General features: G+C 71.3%; 13 protein-coding genes. 9 read left to right on the top strand and 4 right to left on the bottom strand.

Annotation, left to right across the window (positions count from 1 at the left end):
* Positions 1-8 precede the first annotated feature (8 nt).
* On the top strand, positions 9-1484 hold the full coding sequence (locus tag OJ962_RS21020) for a glycosyltransferase family 39 protein (protein ID WP_202955014.1): 1476 nt from the start codon (positions 9-11) through the stop codon (positions 1482-1484).
* A 4-nt stretch (positions 1485-1488) separates the two neighbouring features.
* On the opposite strand, the gene OJ962_RS21015 is transcribed toward OJ962_RS21020, so the two are convergent.
* The 3 genes from OJ962_RS21015 to OJ962_RS21005 are packed head-to-tail and all read right to left on the bottom strand — an operon-like array spanning position 1489 to position 4887.
* Positions 1489-2190: a CmcI family methyltransferase gene (locus tag OJ962_RS21015; RefSeq protein WP_202955013.1), complete on the bottom strand. Its 702-nt coding sequence runs from the start codon at positions 2188-2190 to the stop codon at positions 1489-1491.
* The gene (locus tag OJ962_RS21010) at positions 2187-3017 is read right to left on the bottom strand and encodes a class I SAM-dependent methyltransferase (RefSeq protein WP_202955012.1); all 831 of its coding nucleotides are present in this window, start codon (positions 3015-3017) and stop codon (positions 2187-2189) included. The genes OJ962_RS21015 and OJ962_RS21010 overlap by 4 nt, the downstream gene beginning before the upstream one ends.
* A 10-nt stretch (positions 3018-3027) precedes the next feature.
* Positions 3028-4887: a glycosyltransferase family 2 protein gene (locus OJ962_RS21005; protein ID WP_202955011.1), complete on the bottom strand. Its 1860-nt coding sequence runs from the start codon at positions 4885-4887 to the stop codon at positions 3028-3030.
* Positions 4888-4911: 24 nt separating this feature from the next.
* Here OJ962_RS21005 and OJ962_RS21000 point away from each other — a divergent pair, with 24 nt between their 5' ends.
* The 8 genes from OJ962_RS21000 to OJ962_RS20965 are packed head-to-tail and all read left to right on the top strand — an operon-like array spanning position 4912 to position 13357.
* Positions 4912-5961: a class I SAM-dependent methyltransferase gene (locus tag OJ962_RS21000; protein WP_202955010.1), complete on the top strand. Its 1050-nt coding sequence runs from the start codon at positions 4912-4914 to the stop codon at positions 5959-5961.
* A 14-nt stretch (positions 5962-5975) separates the two neighbouring features.
* Complete coding sequence (locus OJ962_RS20995; protein WP_202955009.1) at positions 5976-6815, top strand: class I SAM-dependent methyltransferase; 840 nt, start codon at positions 5976-5978, stop codon at positions 6813-6815.
* Between the two features lie 53 nt (positions 6816-6868).
* Complete coding sequence (locus OJ962_RS20990; protein WP_202955008.1) at positions 6869-8107, top strand: ABC transporter ATP-binding protein; 1239 nt, start codon at positions 6869-6871, stop codon at positions 8105-8107.
* A complete protein-coding gene (locus OJ962_RS20985; protein ID WP_202955007.1) occupies positions 8104-8940 on the top strand; it encodes an ABC transporter permease in 837 nt (278 codons plus the stop codon). The genes OJ962_RS20990 and OJ962_RS20985 overlap by 4 nt, the downstream gene beginning before the upstream one ends.
* Positions 8937-9194, top strand: coding sequence for a hypothetical protein (locus OJ962_RS20980; RefSeq protein ID WP_202955006.1), 258 nt, complete (start codon positions 8937-8939; stop codon positions 9192-9194). Before OJ962_RS20985 ends, OJ962_RS20980 begins: the two co-directional genes overlap by 4 nt.
* Positions 9194-11356, top strand: coding sequence for a glycosyltransferase (locus tag OJ962_RS20975; protein ID WP_202955005.1), 2163 nt, complete (start codon positions 9194-9196; stop codon positions 11354-11356). Before OJ962_RS20980 ends, OJ962_RS20975 begins: the two co-directional genes overlap by 1 nt.
* A complete protein-coding gene (locus tag OJ962_RS20970) occupies positions 11356-12732 on the top strand; it encodes a DUF2142 domain-containing protein (protein ID WP_202955004.1) in 1377 nt (458 codons plus the stop codon). The genes OJ962_RS20975 and OJ962_RS20970 overlap by 1 nt, the downstream gene beginning before the upstream one ends.
* Entirely contained in the window at positions 12725-13357 is a 633-nt protein-coding gene (locus OJ962_RS20965) for a hypothetical protein (RefSeq protein ID WP_202955003.1), read from the top strand. The genes OJ962_RS20970 and OJ962_RS20965 overlap by 8 nt, the downstream gene beginning before the upstream one ends.
* Here OJ962_RS20965 and OJ962_RS20960 read toward each other — a convergent pair.
* Positions 13297-15690 carry a hypothetical protein gene (locus tag OJ962_RS20960; protein WP_202955002.1) on the bottom strand — a complete coding sequence of 798 codons (2394 nt, stop codon included), beginning with the start codon at positions 15688-15690 and terminating at the stop codon, positions 13297-13299. The genes OJ962_RS20965 and OJ962_RS20960 overlap by 61 nt on opposite strands.
* Between the last annotated feature and the right edge of the window lie 93 nt (positions 15691-15783).

Genomic DNA, 15783 nt, shown 5'->3' with positions numbered 1-15783 from the left:
TGCCAGCCATGTCCACGACCGCGTCGACCTCGGTTTCCGATGGAGCGCCCACGCCGTCTCGGGCGCGCGGCCGCCGACTGCGTCTCGGCCTCGGTCGTGAGGACCGGCCGTTCCTGATCCTCCTGGCCGTCGCCGCCGTCATCCGCGCGGCGACGATGCCCTTGTACTTCCCGGCCGTGATGACGTCGATGGACTCGCCTCGGTTCGCGCGCGTCAACCCGGAGCCGATCTTCGGCGACCAGTGGCAGCCAGCCGGGTATGCGGCAGTCCTGAAGGCGCTGCGGGTCGTCACGGATGAGGTGTGGTTCACGATCGCGGTCCAGCACCTGATGGGGCTCGTCATCGGCGTCGTCGTCTATCTCGTGGCCCGCCGGCTGGGCGCTTCCCCCGTGCCGGCGACCGCCGCGGCGGCCGCCGCGCTGTTGTCCGGCGACGTGCTGTACATCGAGCACTGGTTCATGTCGGACGTGCTCTTCCTCCACGTCATCATTCTCACCCTCGCGAGCGCCGTCTTCGGCCTCGTGCCGCGCGTTGACCGGCGCTGGCTGCTGGCGGCCGGGTGCTTCGGCGCCGCGGCGACGCTCACCCGGGTCGTGGGCTTCGTCGCCATCCCGGTCGTCATCGTCTTCGCGGCCGTCTGGGTGGGCGGGCCGTGGCGGCAGCGACTGCGGACCACCGGCGCCGTGGTCGCCGGGGCCGCGCTCATCTTCGGCGGATACTTCCTCGCGTACGCGATCAAGGACGGGCCCCACAGCGGCCTGACCGCGATGGGCGGATGGCAGCTCTACGCCCGGGTCGCCCCGTTCGCCGACTGCTCGCGCTTCGAGCCGCCCAAGGGGACGCGCGCGCTGTGTGAGGACACCGACCCGGCCAAGCGCCCCGGGGTCTTCTACTACACGTGGGAGCCCAGCTCGATCGCCCGCCAGGCGTATCCGGACCAGAACCCCGAGACGAGCGCCATCGTCGGCCGCTTCGCCCAGCAGGCGATCCTCCACCAGCCCGGCGACTACGCGCTCGCTGTCGGGACCGACCTGCTGCGGTACCTGGAGCCGAGCGCGGGCATTCAGCGCGGCTACTCCGGGCAGCCGCGTGAGCTGAACTCGTTCGGATGGCGCAACGCGGACGTCGAGCGGGTGGTCACGAACGGACTAGAGCCCAAGTACGACGGCACACGCGTGCATGCCCCGGGCGCGAGGACGCTGGGTGTTTATCAGCAGTTGTTCCGTGTCGACCGGCTGGCGCTGGTCACCGCGCTGATTCTCGCTATCTTCGGCGCCTTGCTGCTGCGTGGGCCGATCCGCATGGGCGTCCTGCTGTTCGGCCTCATGAGCCTGGCGCTCTACGTCGCGCCGACGATGACGCTGTCCTACGACTTCCGCTACGGGATCCCTCCCGGGATCCTGCTCTGGACCAGCGGCGTGCTCGCGACCGCCGGGCTGCTGCAGCGCCGCTCCAGAAAACCGGCACCGGCACCCGCGGCGTAGCAGGTCAGGACCGGCGCTGAAGGAAGCCCTCGGGGTGACAGGTCACCCCGTAGAGCTCAAGATCACGGCGGACCTCGAACTCGCTTCCTGCCGGCGTGGCGAGCCAGTCACGCAGTGCCGGCAGGACGCCGCGTGGCCATCCCTCGAGCCGCAAAGCCTCGACGTCCACGCACCCGTCTTCGACGACCATGTAGCCGCCGGGGCGGACCAGCGGCGCGTAGAGCTCGAGCGCCGCGCGGGTCGTGTCGTAGACGTGCGCGGAGTCCTCGATGATGAGGACCGAGCGACCGCGCACGAGGTGCGTGACCTGTGCCGCCAAGGCTGGATCGCGGACGTCTCCCTCGAGCAGGGTGATCGTCTTCGACCAGCCCGGGTCCGCCTGCTCGAGCGCCGGAAGCGCCAGGCTCGTGTCGAGCTCCACCCCGATCACCTCGGGCGCCTGCACGCGGCCGTAGGCAGTCAGCGTGGCGAGCCGGTCGCGGAACCACAGGCTACTGGCGCCGAACTGCACCCCTAGTTCAACGACGACTTCCGGGGCGGCGAGCCAGAGCAGGTGCTCGTAGACACGCAGGTCCTCCGGGAACTTACTCAGGTTGACTCCCGCGTAAGAGTCCTGCGTGTGCTGCTGGGCGCGCCGGACCCAGTAGTCGCGCAGCTCGCCCGCTTCGAGATCGACGGCGACCTGTGGGGGCAGCTTGCCGCTCACGCGGCGCCGGTCTTCCGGCCGGCGACGACCACGCGGTCCACCGCGACGTACTGCGGGTTGTGGTCGGGTTCCGCTTTCAGGATCTTGACGTCGTCAACGCCGGCCACCTGCAGCGCCTGCAGCAGCGCCGCCTGGTTGGGAACGAGCGAGATGACCCCGCCGAAGGCGGACAACGGCGTGTGCTCCTGCTCCTCGGCCGGCTCGAGCCTCGCCGCCCACGAAGCGGGCTCGTGCAGCACCCAGCCCGTGACGCCCCAGCCGTGCTCGATCGGCTCCGCCTGCCGCGTGAGCTGTGACTCCACCACGACGAGCGCGCCAGGCTTGGCCAGTGACGCCGCCACTCGCAGCGCGCCGATGGGATTCTCCAGGTGGTAGATCAACCCGAGGACGAGCACGACGTCGAACTGCCCGATCTCGGCGGGGTCCACGTCGTAGACGCTCGCGGTGCGCACCTGCAGCGCCTCAGGTGAGATCGAGAAGTGGTCGCGCAGGAGCTCGGCGCGGCGCGTGTCGATCTCGCGCACGTCGAGAGCCAGTACCGAGTCGGCGCCCCAGGCCAGCGCCCGGTGCGAGAAGTAGCCCTCGTGCGCGCCCAGATCGACCACACGGCCGCCGGAGGCCAGCGCCTCGCGCATGAGCGGCTCGATCAGCGCCTCCCGCGTGGCATGTACGCTGGGCAGCTCCGGGTGCATCGCTTCCACCTGCACCTGGTCGGTCAGCGCCCAGGGGTACATGAACCCGACGTCGCCGTCGAGCTCCGCCTGGAGCGCTTCCGAGATCTGCGTAGGCCGGTCCTGCTTGCCTTTGCGCCATGGGAGACGTGGCATCGCGTGCAACCTAGCGGCTCATGATGGTGGGCGCGGCCTCGGCGATGACCGACTTGGCCTCGGCGCCCGAGACGTTCGTCACCGTCAGCATCGAATGCCCGGTCTGCCGGTAGCGGGCCACGACGGACGGCACGAAGACGCCGTAGTGCTCGCGCTCGGCCATGCGCACCCAGAGGTCGAAGTCCTCCCAGCCGTAGAGGCGCCGATCGCGCCGGTAGCCGCCCATCTCGCGCAACCGGGCCGTCCGGATCATCGCCATCGCGTCGATGTAGTTGCCAGTGCGGAACCGGGTCGGGTTCCAGCCGTAGATGTTGAGCAGCCCGACGGGCTCTTCGTCACGGAACCGCTCGGCGGAGCCGTACGCGTAGGCCGCTTCCGGGTCGTGCTCGAGCGCGGCAAGCAGCGCCGTGAACGTCTCCGGCAGGATCTCGTTGTCCGCGTCCAGCACGAAGCAGAACTCGCCACGGGCGAGCGCCAGCACGCTGTTGCGCGCGTCGGCGAGACCGCGGTTCACCGGGTGGCGGAGCAGCAGCACCGGCGCGGTGTCGTGCTCGCGCACCCACGCGTCGGCGGCCGCCAGCGACCCGTCCGTGGACCCGTCGTCGACGACCAGGATCTCCCACGAACGTTCGCGCGAGCGGAGCACCGAGTCCAGCGCGCCGCGGATGTGCGATTCGTAGTTGAACAGCGTCACGAGGACGCTCACCTTGGGCCGCGCGCCGAGCCAACCTTGCGAGCGCCGGTGGACCACGACGTTCGGCCGTGCGCGCCCCTCGACCCGCTGCGTGAGCTTCTCCAGCGACCGGCGCGCGTCCATCAGGTCCAGCCGCAGCGCCTTCAGCACGCCGCGCTCCGGCGCCTCGTCGGGCGTGCCCGGCACGAGCTGCGCGAGCACCGCGTCGTGCTCGGCCTCGGTCCGCGAAGGTTGGGTGAAGAACGGGTGCTGCGCGTTGGGCAGCGGACGCTCGTCGAGCTCCCGCGCGGCGGCGATCAGCTTGTCCGCCGCGGCGCGCATCGGAAGCTGGTCACGCAGAGTCTCATAGGCCGCGGTCTGGATCTCCCAGCGCCGGTGGCCGTTGAGCAGCAGGTGCTCCGCGAGGTGGCCGAGCGTCTCGGGCGCGCCGGACAGGAAGTGCTCGCCGGGCACGAGCGGCTCGTAGTCCACCGAGGACTCGGTCACCACCACGCAGCCGTTGGCCATCGCCTGCACGATCCGCAGCCACTCGAAGTACGGCGTGTCGCCCTGGTGGATGTTGATGAGCACCTTGCTGCGGTTGAGCAGGTTCCACTTCTCGTCCTCGGCGACGTACGTCTCGGACGCCTTGAAGTTCGGCCGCGAGTTGTCGGACAGCACGAAGCGGCAGCGCCGATCGCGCAGCGGGCGGGCGGCCTGCGCAAGGTGCACGAGGCGCTTCTGGCTCTCGGCGCCCATGAACAGGACGTCGATGTCGCGCTCGACGTCGGGCGACAGCCGGTCCCACGCGCCCGTGTGGCCGAGTTGCAGGTGCTCGGCCTCGATGCCGTGCTCGCCGAACGCCCGGACACCGAGCCGGTTGATGTCAAAGACACGGCCGGCCCGCGGGGCGAAGTGCACGTTCCAGTCGAAGAAGGGCGTGTTGGGCTGCTCACCGCAGATGTACATCGTGCGAGCGAGCACCTCGTCGGCCGGCCCGATCCGGCCGTGCATGAGCGTGAAGTACTCATGCGGCGGGATCACCGCATAGACGAGCCCGGGGCGCGGCGCAGGGAAGTCTCCCCAGTGGAGACTGGTCGCGACGCCGGCCGCCTCGATCTCGTACCGGAGGGCGTCCTGCAGCTCGGCGAAGAAGTGGTTCTGCCTCGGAGCGAGGACGAAGGCGACCTCCAACATGGCGCGCATCTTAGGATGTGAGCCATGACGGTCGACTTGGCAGATTTCGTCAACGGCACGCCGGGGCGATTCGTGCCGGCCCAGATGCGAGGAGAGCTCGTCGAGGTCCAGCACCTCGCCCGCTACGCGTGGGCCACCGCGCTGGCACCCGGGCGCCGCGTGCTCGACGCGGGCTGCGGCCTGGGCTACGGCGCGGCGATGCTGGCCGACGCCGGGGCCGAGTCGGTCACCGCGGTCGACGTCGCCGCCGAGATCGTCGACGTCGCGCGCGACCAGGCCGGGGACCACGTCACCTTCGAGGTCGCGGACCTGCGGTCGCTGCCGTTCGGCGATGCCGCGTTCGACCTCGTGGTCTGCTTCGAGGTCATCGAGCACATCGAAGAGCAGGAGACCGCACTCGACGAGCTGCGCCGCGTGCTCGCTCCCGGCGGCGTGCTGGTGGTCTCGTCGCCGAACCCGGACGTCAATGTGCCGGGCAATCCGCACCATGTGCGTGAGCTCACGCCGGGCGACCTCGAGTCGCTGCTCGGCGCGCGCTGGAACGCGGTGCAGATCCTGCAGCAGTACGACTTCGAGGCGTCCGTGGTGCTCACGGCCGACGCCGTCGCCGACGGCGCGCGCGTGGCCCCCGCCGAGGTGCGCAAGCTCGCGGCCGGCAACGCCGGCAGGCAGCCGTATTCGATCGCGATCGCCGGCGACTCGGTGCCGGAGGTCGGCAACCTCGTCATGCTCACCTCGTCGTTCGAGGTCCGTGACTGGGTCGAGCGCTTCGACGCCCAGCAGAGCATGCTGCAGGAGCAGGCCGACTTCCTGGCCGCGACGCAGCGCAAGCAGCTCGACATCGACGACCTGCGCAAGCGCCTGGTCGAGGCCGAGACGGCGTTGGCCGAGGTCCCGACGTTGCACCAGCGCGTGCGCACCGCCGAGTCCGCCTTGCACGACCTCGCCGGGCGCCTCGAGGAGGAAGCAGCGCGGGCCGAGCGCGCGCAGCGCGTCGTCCACGACCTTCAGACGTCCATCAGCTGGCGACTGACCCAGCCACTTCGACGCGCCAAGCGACTGCTCGGCCGCTAGACAGGAACTTGCGAATGCCCGACTCCACGAACACGACGATCCTGGCCAGCGCAGTCGCGAGCGACCCGCAGTGGCAGATGCACATGGGCGAGCGCTTCGCGCTCGAAGGCATCCTCGCCACCCTCAAGCCGAAGCTCGCGATCGAGATCGGCCGCGCCGAGGGCGGAAGCCTGCGCCGGATCGCCACCCACAGCGGTCACGTGCACTCGTTCGACCTGGTGCCCGAGCCCGACGCACTGCGCGACGAGCTCGACAACGTGACCTTCCACACGGGTGACTCCAGCGTGCAGGTCCCCGAGTTCCTGGCCTCCCTTGCGGAGGCTGGCGAGAACGTCGACTTCGTGCTCGTGGACGGCGACCACTCCTCCGAGGGCGTCAAGCGCGATGCGCTCGCGCTGCTCGAGTCCCCCGCGTGCCGCAACACGACGATCGTGTTCCACGACGCCGCGAACGACGACGTCCGTCGCGGGCTCGACGAGGTCGACTTCGCCTCGCACCCCAACGTCGCGCTGTCGATGCTGGACTTCGTGGCCGGCTTCCTCGTCGAGAAGGGCCCGTACGCGATGCACATCTGGAACGGCCTCGGCGTCGTCGTGCTCGACAACGGGGAGCGCGAGGGCGACGTGATCGTCGAGGCGTGGCGTTTCGACGCGTCCGACGTCCTGCGGCGCGCCCGCGCGTCGATGACCGCTCCGCCGGCCGCCGCAGCCCCGCCGGCCGCGCCCGCGCATGCCCCCGAGGCGACTCCCGTCCCGGCCCCTGAGGCCAAGAGCCGCTTGCGCGTGGCCGCACTCGCAGGCGGTGCCGCAGTGGCTGCGCTGGCCGCCGGTTTCACCGCCGGCAAGCGTCGCTGAAGCACCTTTGACGCGACTCAGGGCTCATCCGGCCGTTGCTACGGTCAATGTTCGTGCCGACGGCCGCTGAGACCCTCGATCCTGCGCACGCGGCCGCTCGCACGCGCGAGCCGGCCATCGTCGTCGATCACCTCCAGAAGACCTTCAGGCTTCCGCACCGGAGGTACTCGACGCTCAAGGAGCGCGTGCTGCATCCGTTCAGCAGCAGCACGTACGACGAGCTGCACGCGGTGCACGACGCGACGTTCTCGGTCGCCCAGGGCGAGTTCTTCGGCATCGTCGGCCGCAACGGCTCGGGTAAGAGCAGCCTGCTCAAGTGCCTCGCCGGGATCTACAACGCCGACTCGGGTTCGGTCGCGATCGCGGGCCGGATCTCGCCCTTCATCGAGCTCGGCGTGGGCTTCAATCCCGAGCTGACCGCGCGCGACAACGCGATGGTGAACGCGATCATGCTCGGGTTGAGCCGCAAGCAGGCCCGTGAGCGCTTCGACTCGATCATCGAGTTCGCAGAGCTCGAGGAGTTCATGGACCTGCCGCTGAAGAACTACTCCAGCGGCATGGTCGTCCGGCTCGCGTTCGCCGTCACCGTGCAGGTCGACGCCGAGGTGCTGCTGATCGACGAGGTACTCGCGGTCGGGGACGCCGCGTTCCAGGCCAAGTGCTTCGACCAGTTCCACCGCCTCAAGGCCGAGGGCAAGACGATCGTGTTCGTCACCCACGACATGAGCGCGATCCAGCGCTTCTGCGACCGCGCGATGCTGGTCGAGCGCGGGAAGATCATGTCGATCGACAGCCCGTCGGTGATCGCCCGCGCCTACAACGAGCTCAACTTCGGACAGATCCTGTCCGAAGGCGCCGGCCCGCGGATGATCCCGGACGTCGCCGAGATCAAGGAGGCGTGGTTCGAGGACGCGGACGGCAAGCGCGTCACCGCGCTCGAGCACGGCGCACGCATGGCGATGGCAATGGAAGTGCGGTTCCACCAGGCCGCCGAGGACCCGTGGTTCTCGCTGCACGTGCGCAACCCCGCTCGCCACGTCGTCTTCTCCACCGGCAGCACCCTGCACCTGACGACGACCGGCGCGTTCACGGCCGGGGAGACGGTCGTGGTCCGGGTCGAGCTCGAGAACTGGTTCTCGCCCGGGGAGTACACGATGACGCCGACCATCGCGGCCTCCGGCGGCACCGACGTGCTGGACGTGCGCGAGGATCTCGCCACGCTCGACGTCCACGGGCGCCCGCTCGGCGGCGTGGTCGACATCCCGCACACCTTCGAGGTCCACCGCTCGTGAGCGTCAGCACCCCGCACGTCGTCCAGCGTCCGTCGGTCATCGGCTCGGACTTCAAGCGCTTCTTCGCGCTCGCCTGGACGCTCGCCGTCACGGACTGGAAGCTGCGCTTCTACGGCTCCGCGCTCGGTTACGCGTGGACGCTCGCGCGGCCGTTCCTGTTCTTCGGCGTCATCTACTTCGTGTTCACGGAGATCGTCGGGCTCAATAAGGACGTGCCGAACTACGGCATCGTGATCCTGTTCTCGCTCGTGCTCTTCAACTTCTTCGGAGAGGCCACGGGCGGCTGCGTGTCGTGCCTGGTGGTGCGCGAGAGCCTGCTGCGCAAGGTGCGGTTCCCGCGGCTCGTCATCCCCACAAGCGTGATCCTCGTGGCGCTGTTCAACCTCGGGATGACACTGATCGCGGTGGTCATCTTCGGCGCGTTCTCGGGCGTGTATCCGAAGTGGAGCTGGTTCGAGCTGATCCCGATCATCGTCGCGTTCACGATGTTCGCGGCCGGCGTCGGCCTGCTGCTGTCGGCGCTGTTCGTGCGCTTCCGCGACGTCGAGCCGATCTGGGACGTTTTCACCCAGATGCTGTTCTACGCGTCCCCGCTGCTCTACGTGGCGTCGAACGTGCCGGAGAAGTACCTGGACCTGTACATGCTCAACCCGATCGCGACCCTGTTGACCGCGACCCGTCACGTGGCGGTCGATCCGAATGCGCCCGAGCCGTGGGACCTCGTCTCGTCGCCGGAGCTGCTGCTGATCCCCGCGGCGCTTGTGGTGGGGCTGCTCGTGCTCGGCGCCTGGGTGTTCAGTCGCGAAGCGCCGAAGATCGCGGAGAACCTATGAGTAAGACGACAACCGACTGGCAGGCCCGGGCGGAGGCCGCCGAGGCGCGCGTCGCCGAGCTCACCGCCGAGCGCGCCCGCCTCTGGGAAGAGAACAACCGCCTGCGCACCGAGCGGCGCGAGATCGAGTACTACGAGCGCCTCGCGACGCAGATGCAGACGTCGCTGTCGTGGCAGATCACGTCGCCGCTGCGCACCGCCAAGGTCCTCAACGCCAAGGTCCGCCGCAAGCTCGAGCAGCGCCGCGAGAGCTGATGACGCCGGTCATCACGGTCGCGATCCCCGTCTACAACGGGGCGCGCTATCTCGACGAGGTGCTGAGCGCGGTGCGGGCGCAGCGGGTCGACGCCGAGGTCGAGCTGCTGATCATGGATTCGGGCTCGACCGACGGGTCGCTCGAGCTGGCGGAGCGCTACGGCGCGACGATCCACCGCCTCCCCAAGGGCGAGTTCTCGCACGGTGGCACGCGCAACCGGATGGTCGAGCTGGCGCGCGGCGAGTACGTGGTGTTCATCACCCAGGACGCGACGCCCGCGCACGACGGCTGGCTGGCGGCCGTGCTGGAGGGCTTCCAGCAGGCGGACGACGTCGCGCTGGTGTTCGGCCCGCACGACGCGCGCCCGGACGCCTCGCACATGATCAAGTGCGAGATGGAGCGCCACTTCGCCACGTTCGGCGACGGCATCACGCTGCAGCGCCTCGGGCGCTCCGCGCGTGAGATCGCCGACTATCGGGCGTTCCCCGGCCGGCTGAGCTTCTTCTCCGACGTCAACGGCGCCGTGGCCAAGTGGGCCTGGCGGCAGATCCCGTACCGCACGGTTCCGTATGCGGAGGACCAGCTGCTCGGGCGCGAGATGATCGAGGCGGGCTTCGCGAAGGCCTACCACCCGGAGATGCGCGTGCTGCACTCGCACGACTATCCGCCGGCCCAGTTCTTCCGCCGCTACTTCGACGAGTTCCGCTCGCTGCGGGAGGTGCTCGACCACGTGGAGGTCGCGCACCCGGTGCGCACGCCGATGACGGTCCGGGGCCTCGTCGGCCACGACAAGCGCTGGCTGCAGCGACAGGGGGTGAGCGGCCGCGCGTTGGTCAAGCCGCTCGCCGTCTCCGCGCGCCACCACGCGCTGCGCCAGGCGGGCGCGATCGTGGGCACGCGCGCCGACCGGGTGCCGCGCCCGCTGCGCAAGGCGCTCTCGCTGGAGGGCCGCGACTCGTTCACGCCGTTCGACGTGCCCGAGAGCCCGCTGCTGGCGACGACCACGCAGCCCGACGCCAAGCCGGTCGAGCTCACCTCGAACTGGGACTGGGCGTTCGCGAAGGACTTCTATCCGCTGCGCCAGGCCGAACGCGTGCCCCACTCCGGCGACGCGACCGGTCCGTGGACGGTCGCGTGGGTGCTGCCGCCGTGGCGCGTCGGCTCGGGCGGGCACACGACGATCTTCCGGCTGATCCGCCAGCTCGAGCTGCGCGGGCACCGCAACGCGATCTTCGTGCTGGACACGCACGGCCACGTGCGCGACCGCGGGTCGGTGCTGCGCACGGAGATCCGCGAGCGCTTCGTGCCGGGCGTGGAGGCCGAGGTGTTCGTCGGGCTCGACGACTTCGACTCCGCCGACGTGGCGGTGGCCACGGGGTGGCAGACCGCGGGCGCGGTGCGCGACCTCCCCAACTGCCGCGAGAAGGCCTACCTCGTGCAGGACCACGAGCCGGAGTTCTACGCCACTTCCGCGCAGGCGATCTGGGCGGAGGACAGCTATCGCATGGGCCTGCGCTGCATCGCCTTCTCCACCTGGATGGCCGACGTGCTCCGGGACCGCTACGGGCTCGATGCGCGCTGGTTCGAGTGCGGCACCGACCTCGACGTGTTCCAGTTCGCCGGCCCCGAGGGCCGCGACAACGAGATCATCCCGGTCTACGCGCGGCGCGAGACCGAGCGCCGGGCGGTCGATCTGGCGATGGCCGGGCTCGCGGTGCTGGCCGAGCGGCGCCCGACCATCCGCCCGGTGTTGTTCGGGTCGCGCCAGAAGAGCAAGCTGCCCTTCCCGGCCGAGGACCTCGGCGTCGTCGCACCCCAGCGCCTGGCCGAGCTCTATCGCCAGTCGGCCGCCGGGATCGTGTTCTCACTCACGACGCACTCCCTGGTCGCGCAGGAGATGATGGCCAGCGGGCTGCCGCTCGTCGAGCTCGAGGGCGAGAACGTCGGCTCCGCGCTCGGCGCGAGCGGCGAGCGCGCGATGCTCGCGGCGCGGCGCCCGGACGCGATCGCGGATGCGCTCGAGCACCTGCTCGATCACCGCGAACAGGCGGCGGCGATGGCCCGCCGGGCACGCGCCTTCGTGGAGGAGCACACCTGGGACCGGGCGGGCGATCAGATCGAGTCGGCGTTGCGCGAGTTCCTGAGCACGCCCCTGCACTGATGCGCCGCGTCCCGGCGCCGCTTGCCGCCCTGATGACGACCGCCCTGCTGCTGGCGGTCACGTGGGCGGCGTTCACCCCCGCGTTCCAGGCGCCGGACGAGCAGTCGCACTTCGCGTACACGCAGTTCTTCGCCGAGACGGGCGATCTCCCCGGCGACCCCGGGAAGCCGATCTACTCCAGCGAGCACATCCACGCCGCGCAGGCGGCCGGCTCGGACTATGTGATGGCGCAGCCGTTCATGCGCCCCGAGTGGAGCGAGCGGCGGCTGCGCGTGTGGCAGGACGGACATGCGCGCGAGCCGCGCGACGACGGCGGCGGCCCGCACTCCGCGGCCGGCTACCCGCCCGCGTCCTACGCGTGGGAGGCGATCGGCTACCGGCTCGCGGGCGGCGACTTCTTCGACCGGCTGACCGCTGCCCGCATCTTCTCCGCGCTGTGGCTGCCGGTGACCGTGCTCGGCGCGTGGCTGCTCGCCGGGGAGCTGTTCGGCCGTCGCCGCGAGCTGCAGGTCGCCGCGGCGGCGGTGCCGGCGCTGCTGCCGATGTTCGCGTTCGTCTCCGGGTCGGTGAGCCCGGACGGGATGATGTACGCGCTCTGGTCGCTGGTGCTGTGGCTCGGGGTCAAGGCGCTGCGTACCGGCCTCACGCCGGCGCGGGCGTTCGTCCTGGTCGCGCTCGTCGGCGCGGCCTGCCTGACGAAGGCGACGAGCTACGCGTTGCTCGCGCCCGCGGCGCTCGTGCTCGGGGTCGGGTTGTGGCGCTCGTCGCGCCGGCTCCCCGTCGCGGGCGCGGCCGTGGCGGCCATCGCGGTGTGGGTCGCGCTCGCTGCGCTGGTGGGGCGCGCGGTGGGTGGCGACATCGTCGTCAGCGCGACCGGCACGCGCCCCGGCGTCCGTGGGTTCGGCTCCTACCTGTGGGACTTCTACGTCCCTCGGTCGCTGGACGACTACCCGCCGTTCGACACCTTCCTCGTCGGCAGCTGGGCCGCGTTCGGGTGGCTGGAGGTCCGGTTCGACCGCGGGCTCTACCTCCTCGCGGCCGCCGCAGTCCTGCTCGTGCTCGGCGGCGCCGGCTTCGCGCTGTGGCGGACGCGCTCCCGTGTCGACCCGTGGACGGCGGCGTTCGTGGCGCTCGCCGTGCTCGCGCTGCTGGGCGGGCTGCACTGGACGGACTACCGCCTGAGCCTGAGCGAGCAGCCGTTCATGCAGGGCCGCTACCTGCTGCCGGTGGGGGCGCTGATGGGCGCCGCCGCCGCCGGGGCGCTGACGCTCGTGCCCGCGGTGCGCCGCTCGACCGCACTCACCGCCGGCCTGGCGTTCCTGTTCGCGGTGCACGTCGCCTCGATCGGCCTCCTCCTGGACCGCTTCTATGCGTAGGACGTTCGCGATCCTGTTCGTGGTCGGCGTGGCCGTGGCACTGGCGTCGCTGCTGCGCCAGACGCGGCTCGAGTACGTCGCGGGCGCGCCACCGCAACTGCGCGTGGTCGACCTGCGACCAGGTCAGCAGCTCTGCCAGGGTCCGATCGACCTCCCGGAGGGCGCGCGCGTCGAGCGCGTGTCGCTGCGCGCCACGGGCGCGCTCACGATCACGGTGCGCGACGACCGCGACGCCGTGCTCGGCCGGGGCAGCACGCGGGCGGCGGGCGGCGACCTGATCGCGCCGGTCGGGGCCGTGGCCTCGCCGCGGCCGGTGCGGGTCTGCGTGGAGGGCGAGGGATCGCTGTGGGGCGCGCCCGCCACCGCGTCCTCGTTCGCCACGACCCTGGACGGGACGGACGTGATCTATGACCTGGCGCTGCGGCTCGAGCGCTCGCACAGCACCCGCCTGATCGCCGCGCTGCCGCGGGTCTCCGCGCGCGCCGCGGTATTCAACGCGGGCGGGCCGTGGCTGTACGCCCTGCTCGGGCTCGCGCTGCTGGCCGGCGTGCCGGCGCTGCTGGCCTACGCGGCCACGCGCTCGACCCAGTCCCACTCGCCCGAGCACAGCGACGAGACGTCCTGAGGCGCGACGGTCACGAGCGCCTCGGCCGCGACGAGCTCGAAGACCACGCGCCCGACGACCCCTGGCCGTGAGTCCCCGGGCCGCAGCGACCCGCCCGGGCGGAACAGCCGCACGACGTGCGACCCGGCGTCGACCTCGATCTCACCGACGCCCAACCAGCTGCCCGCGGTGTTGACGCCGCTCGCCGACCCGATCAGCTTGCCGTCGAGGTGCACGGTGAGCGGCCGCTCCGCTCCGCCACGCACCCACACGCGGTAGCGACCGCCGCGAGCGAAGTCGACCGGCCCTTCGATCCGGCCCTGGCCGCCCGGGATGAGCACGTCGTCCGCCTCGGCGGTGATGTCCCAGCCGATCGGGACGCCGACTTCGAGCGGGTCGAGCTCGGCGGACGTGCGCGCCGGGGCGGCGACCAACCGCTGCGCGGGGCCGAGGCGGTCCGCGAGCGAGCGCACCGCCGCGCAGGAGGGGCGCGCCGCCTGCTGCTGGTCCGTGCCGAGCGACAGGTGCTCCAGCGGCCGCGGAGCGTCCGCGTCCTTGCGCCACAGCTCGTAGTACGCGTTGCCGTACACGCGCGAGAAGTTGCTCGGCGGGCGCGACGTCTCCGGGCCGCGCCGCAGCAGCAGCCCGTCCCAGGACTCCACGTAGGCGGGCTTCAGCTGGTCGGAGTCGAAGCTGCGCCCGAAGATCGGCTCCGGCCGGGTCAACGCGACGGGCTCGGGTGAGTAGGCCTCCGGCCCGACGTTGAGCTGGATGTCGCGCCCGAAGTACTTGGCGTACTCCTCCCACTCCAGCGACAACCAGCGCCCGCCGCCGGTGTGCTCGACGGCGTCCTCGAGCGCCGTGAAGCGGTCCGTCGGCGCGAGCTGGGTGGTGCGGTAGGCGAGCGCGTCGGAGCCCAACAGGCCGGCGACGAGCACGAGCCCGGCGAGCACGCCGGCCACACGCACCTTGCCCAGCAGCCACCACACGCCGAGCGCGGCGGTGAAGACCGCCATCGGCGAGAGCACGACGAGCAGCTTCGCGTGCCCGTACGGGGACAGCCGCGGCTCGGCCACCAGCGCCACCGCAACCGCCGGGACGAGCACGAGCAGCGCCGCCCAGCGGCGCTCGCGCAGCTCGCTGAAGACGCCGGCGACCACCAGCAGGCCCGCGACGATCAGCGCCGCGATCGTGAGCACCTCGAACGGCGTCCCGGGCTCGAGCGGGTACCGGTAGTCGTCGCGCAGCCACACGCCGAGCGCCTGATAGAGCGGCAGCGGACGCACGAGGTAGCCGAGCACCGCGGTGGAGTCGTCGGTCGCGGCCCCGAACTGGTCGCTGGCCGTCTGCCCGAACGCGATCGTGTCCTGCAGGAACGGCGCGATGGCGACCAGGAACACGGCGCCCGCGACCGCCGCGGCGAGCACGATCGCGCGCGGCGAGACGCGGGGGCCGCGCTCCGCGCCCAGCGCCGCGACGAGCAGCACGCCCGCGAACACGGCCGCGTAGGCCGCGGCCGCCGTGGAGATGATCGCGATCGCGGCGGCCAGCGGCAGTGCCGCGAGCGCGACCGGACCGGGGGCGAGCCGGTCGTCCAACGCGACGCGCCCGATCGCGGCCGCGGTGACCAGACAGCCGACCACCGCCGCCTCCTTGAAGCCGCCGTGCAGCGCGTAGTTGTACGCGAGCCCGGAGCCGACCGCGAGCACGGCGGCGGCGATCGCCGCCCAGGCGGGCAGCCGGCGCGCCCGCGCGAGCTCGGTGAAGGCCATCGCCGTGACGCCGGCCAGAAAGGCGATGAACGGCTGGTAGAGCGCGGGCAGCGCGACCGGCAAGATCCAGTTCAGCGTCGCCAGCAGCCCGTGGATGCCGAGCGGATACGACACGTTCAGCGTGCCGTTGACGACCGAGACCGCGGTCGACGGCGGCGCGGAGCTCAGCGAGTCGCCCGTGTCGATCAGCCGGTCGACCATCAGCCAGTTGAGCGCCGGGTCGTTGACGAAGTTGTACCCCGCCCACGTCCAGTGCCCGGTGGCCAGCACCGGGGCGAGATAGAGCACGTACGCGAGCAGCCCGGCGAGCGCGGCGGGTGTCCGCACCGGACGCAGCCAGCCGCGGCGCCCGAACCACAGCCCCAGCGCGACCAGCACGAGCGCGACGGCGGCGGCGACGGAGCCCGGTAGGCCGAGCAGAAAGACGGGTAGCACGACCAGCACGAGGATCCACGCGCCGAGGCCGACGAGCACGCCGTCGGGAAGCTCGGTGCGTGCCACGCGCTCAGCGAGCAGGCCGACGGCGCCGGCCATCAGAAGCAGGATGATCGGCGCGATCACCCAGCTGGTGAAGGTCGTCATGGGCGAGCCACGTTAGCGGCGGCCTCCGGGCGCCGACCGGGCGTCTCGCTAGCCTGTGGCACGGCCGCACGCCCGCAACTCTCTCCCGTGCCG

Origin of the sequence: Solirubrobacter deserti (assembly GCF_027587175.1) — a bacterium.
Lineage (GTDB): Bacteria > Actinomycetota > Thermoleophilia > Solirubrobacterales > Solirubrobacteraceae > Solirubrobacter > Solirubrobacter deserti.
The sequence above is the reverse complement of the archived record's forward strand: the minus strand, read 5'-3'. Positions and strand labels throughout refer to the sequence as shown.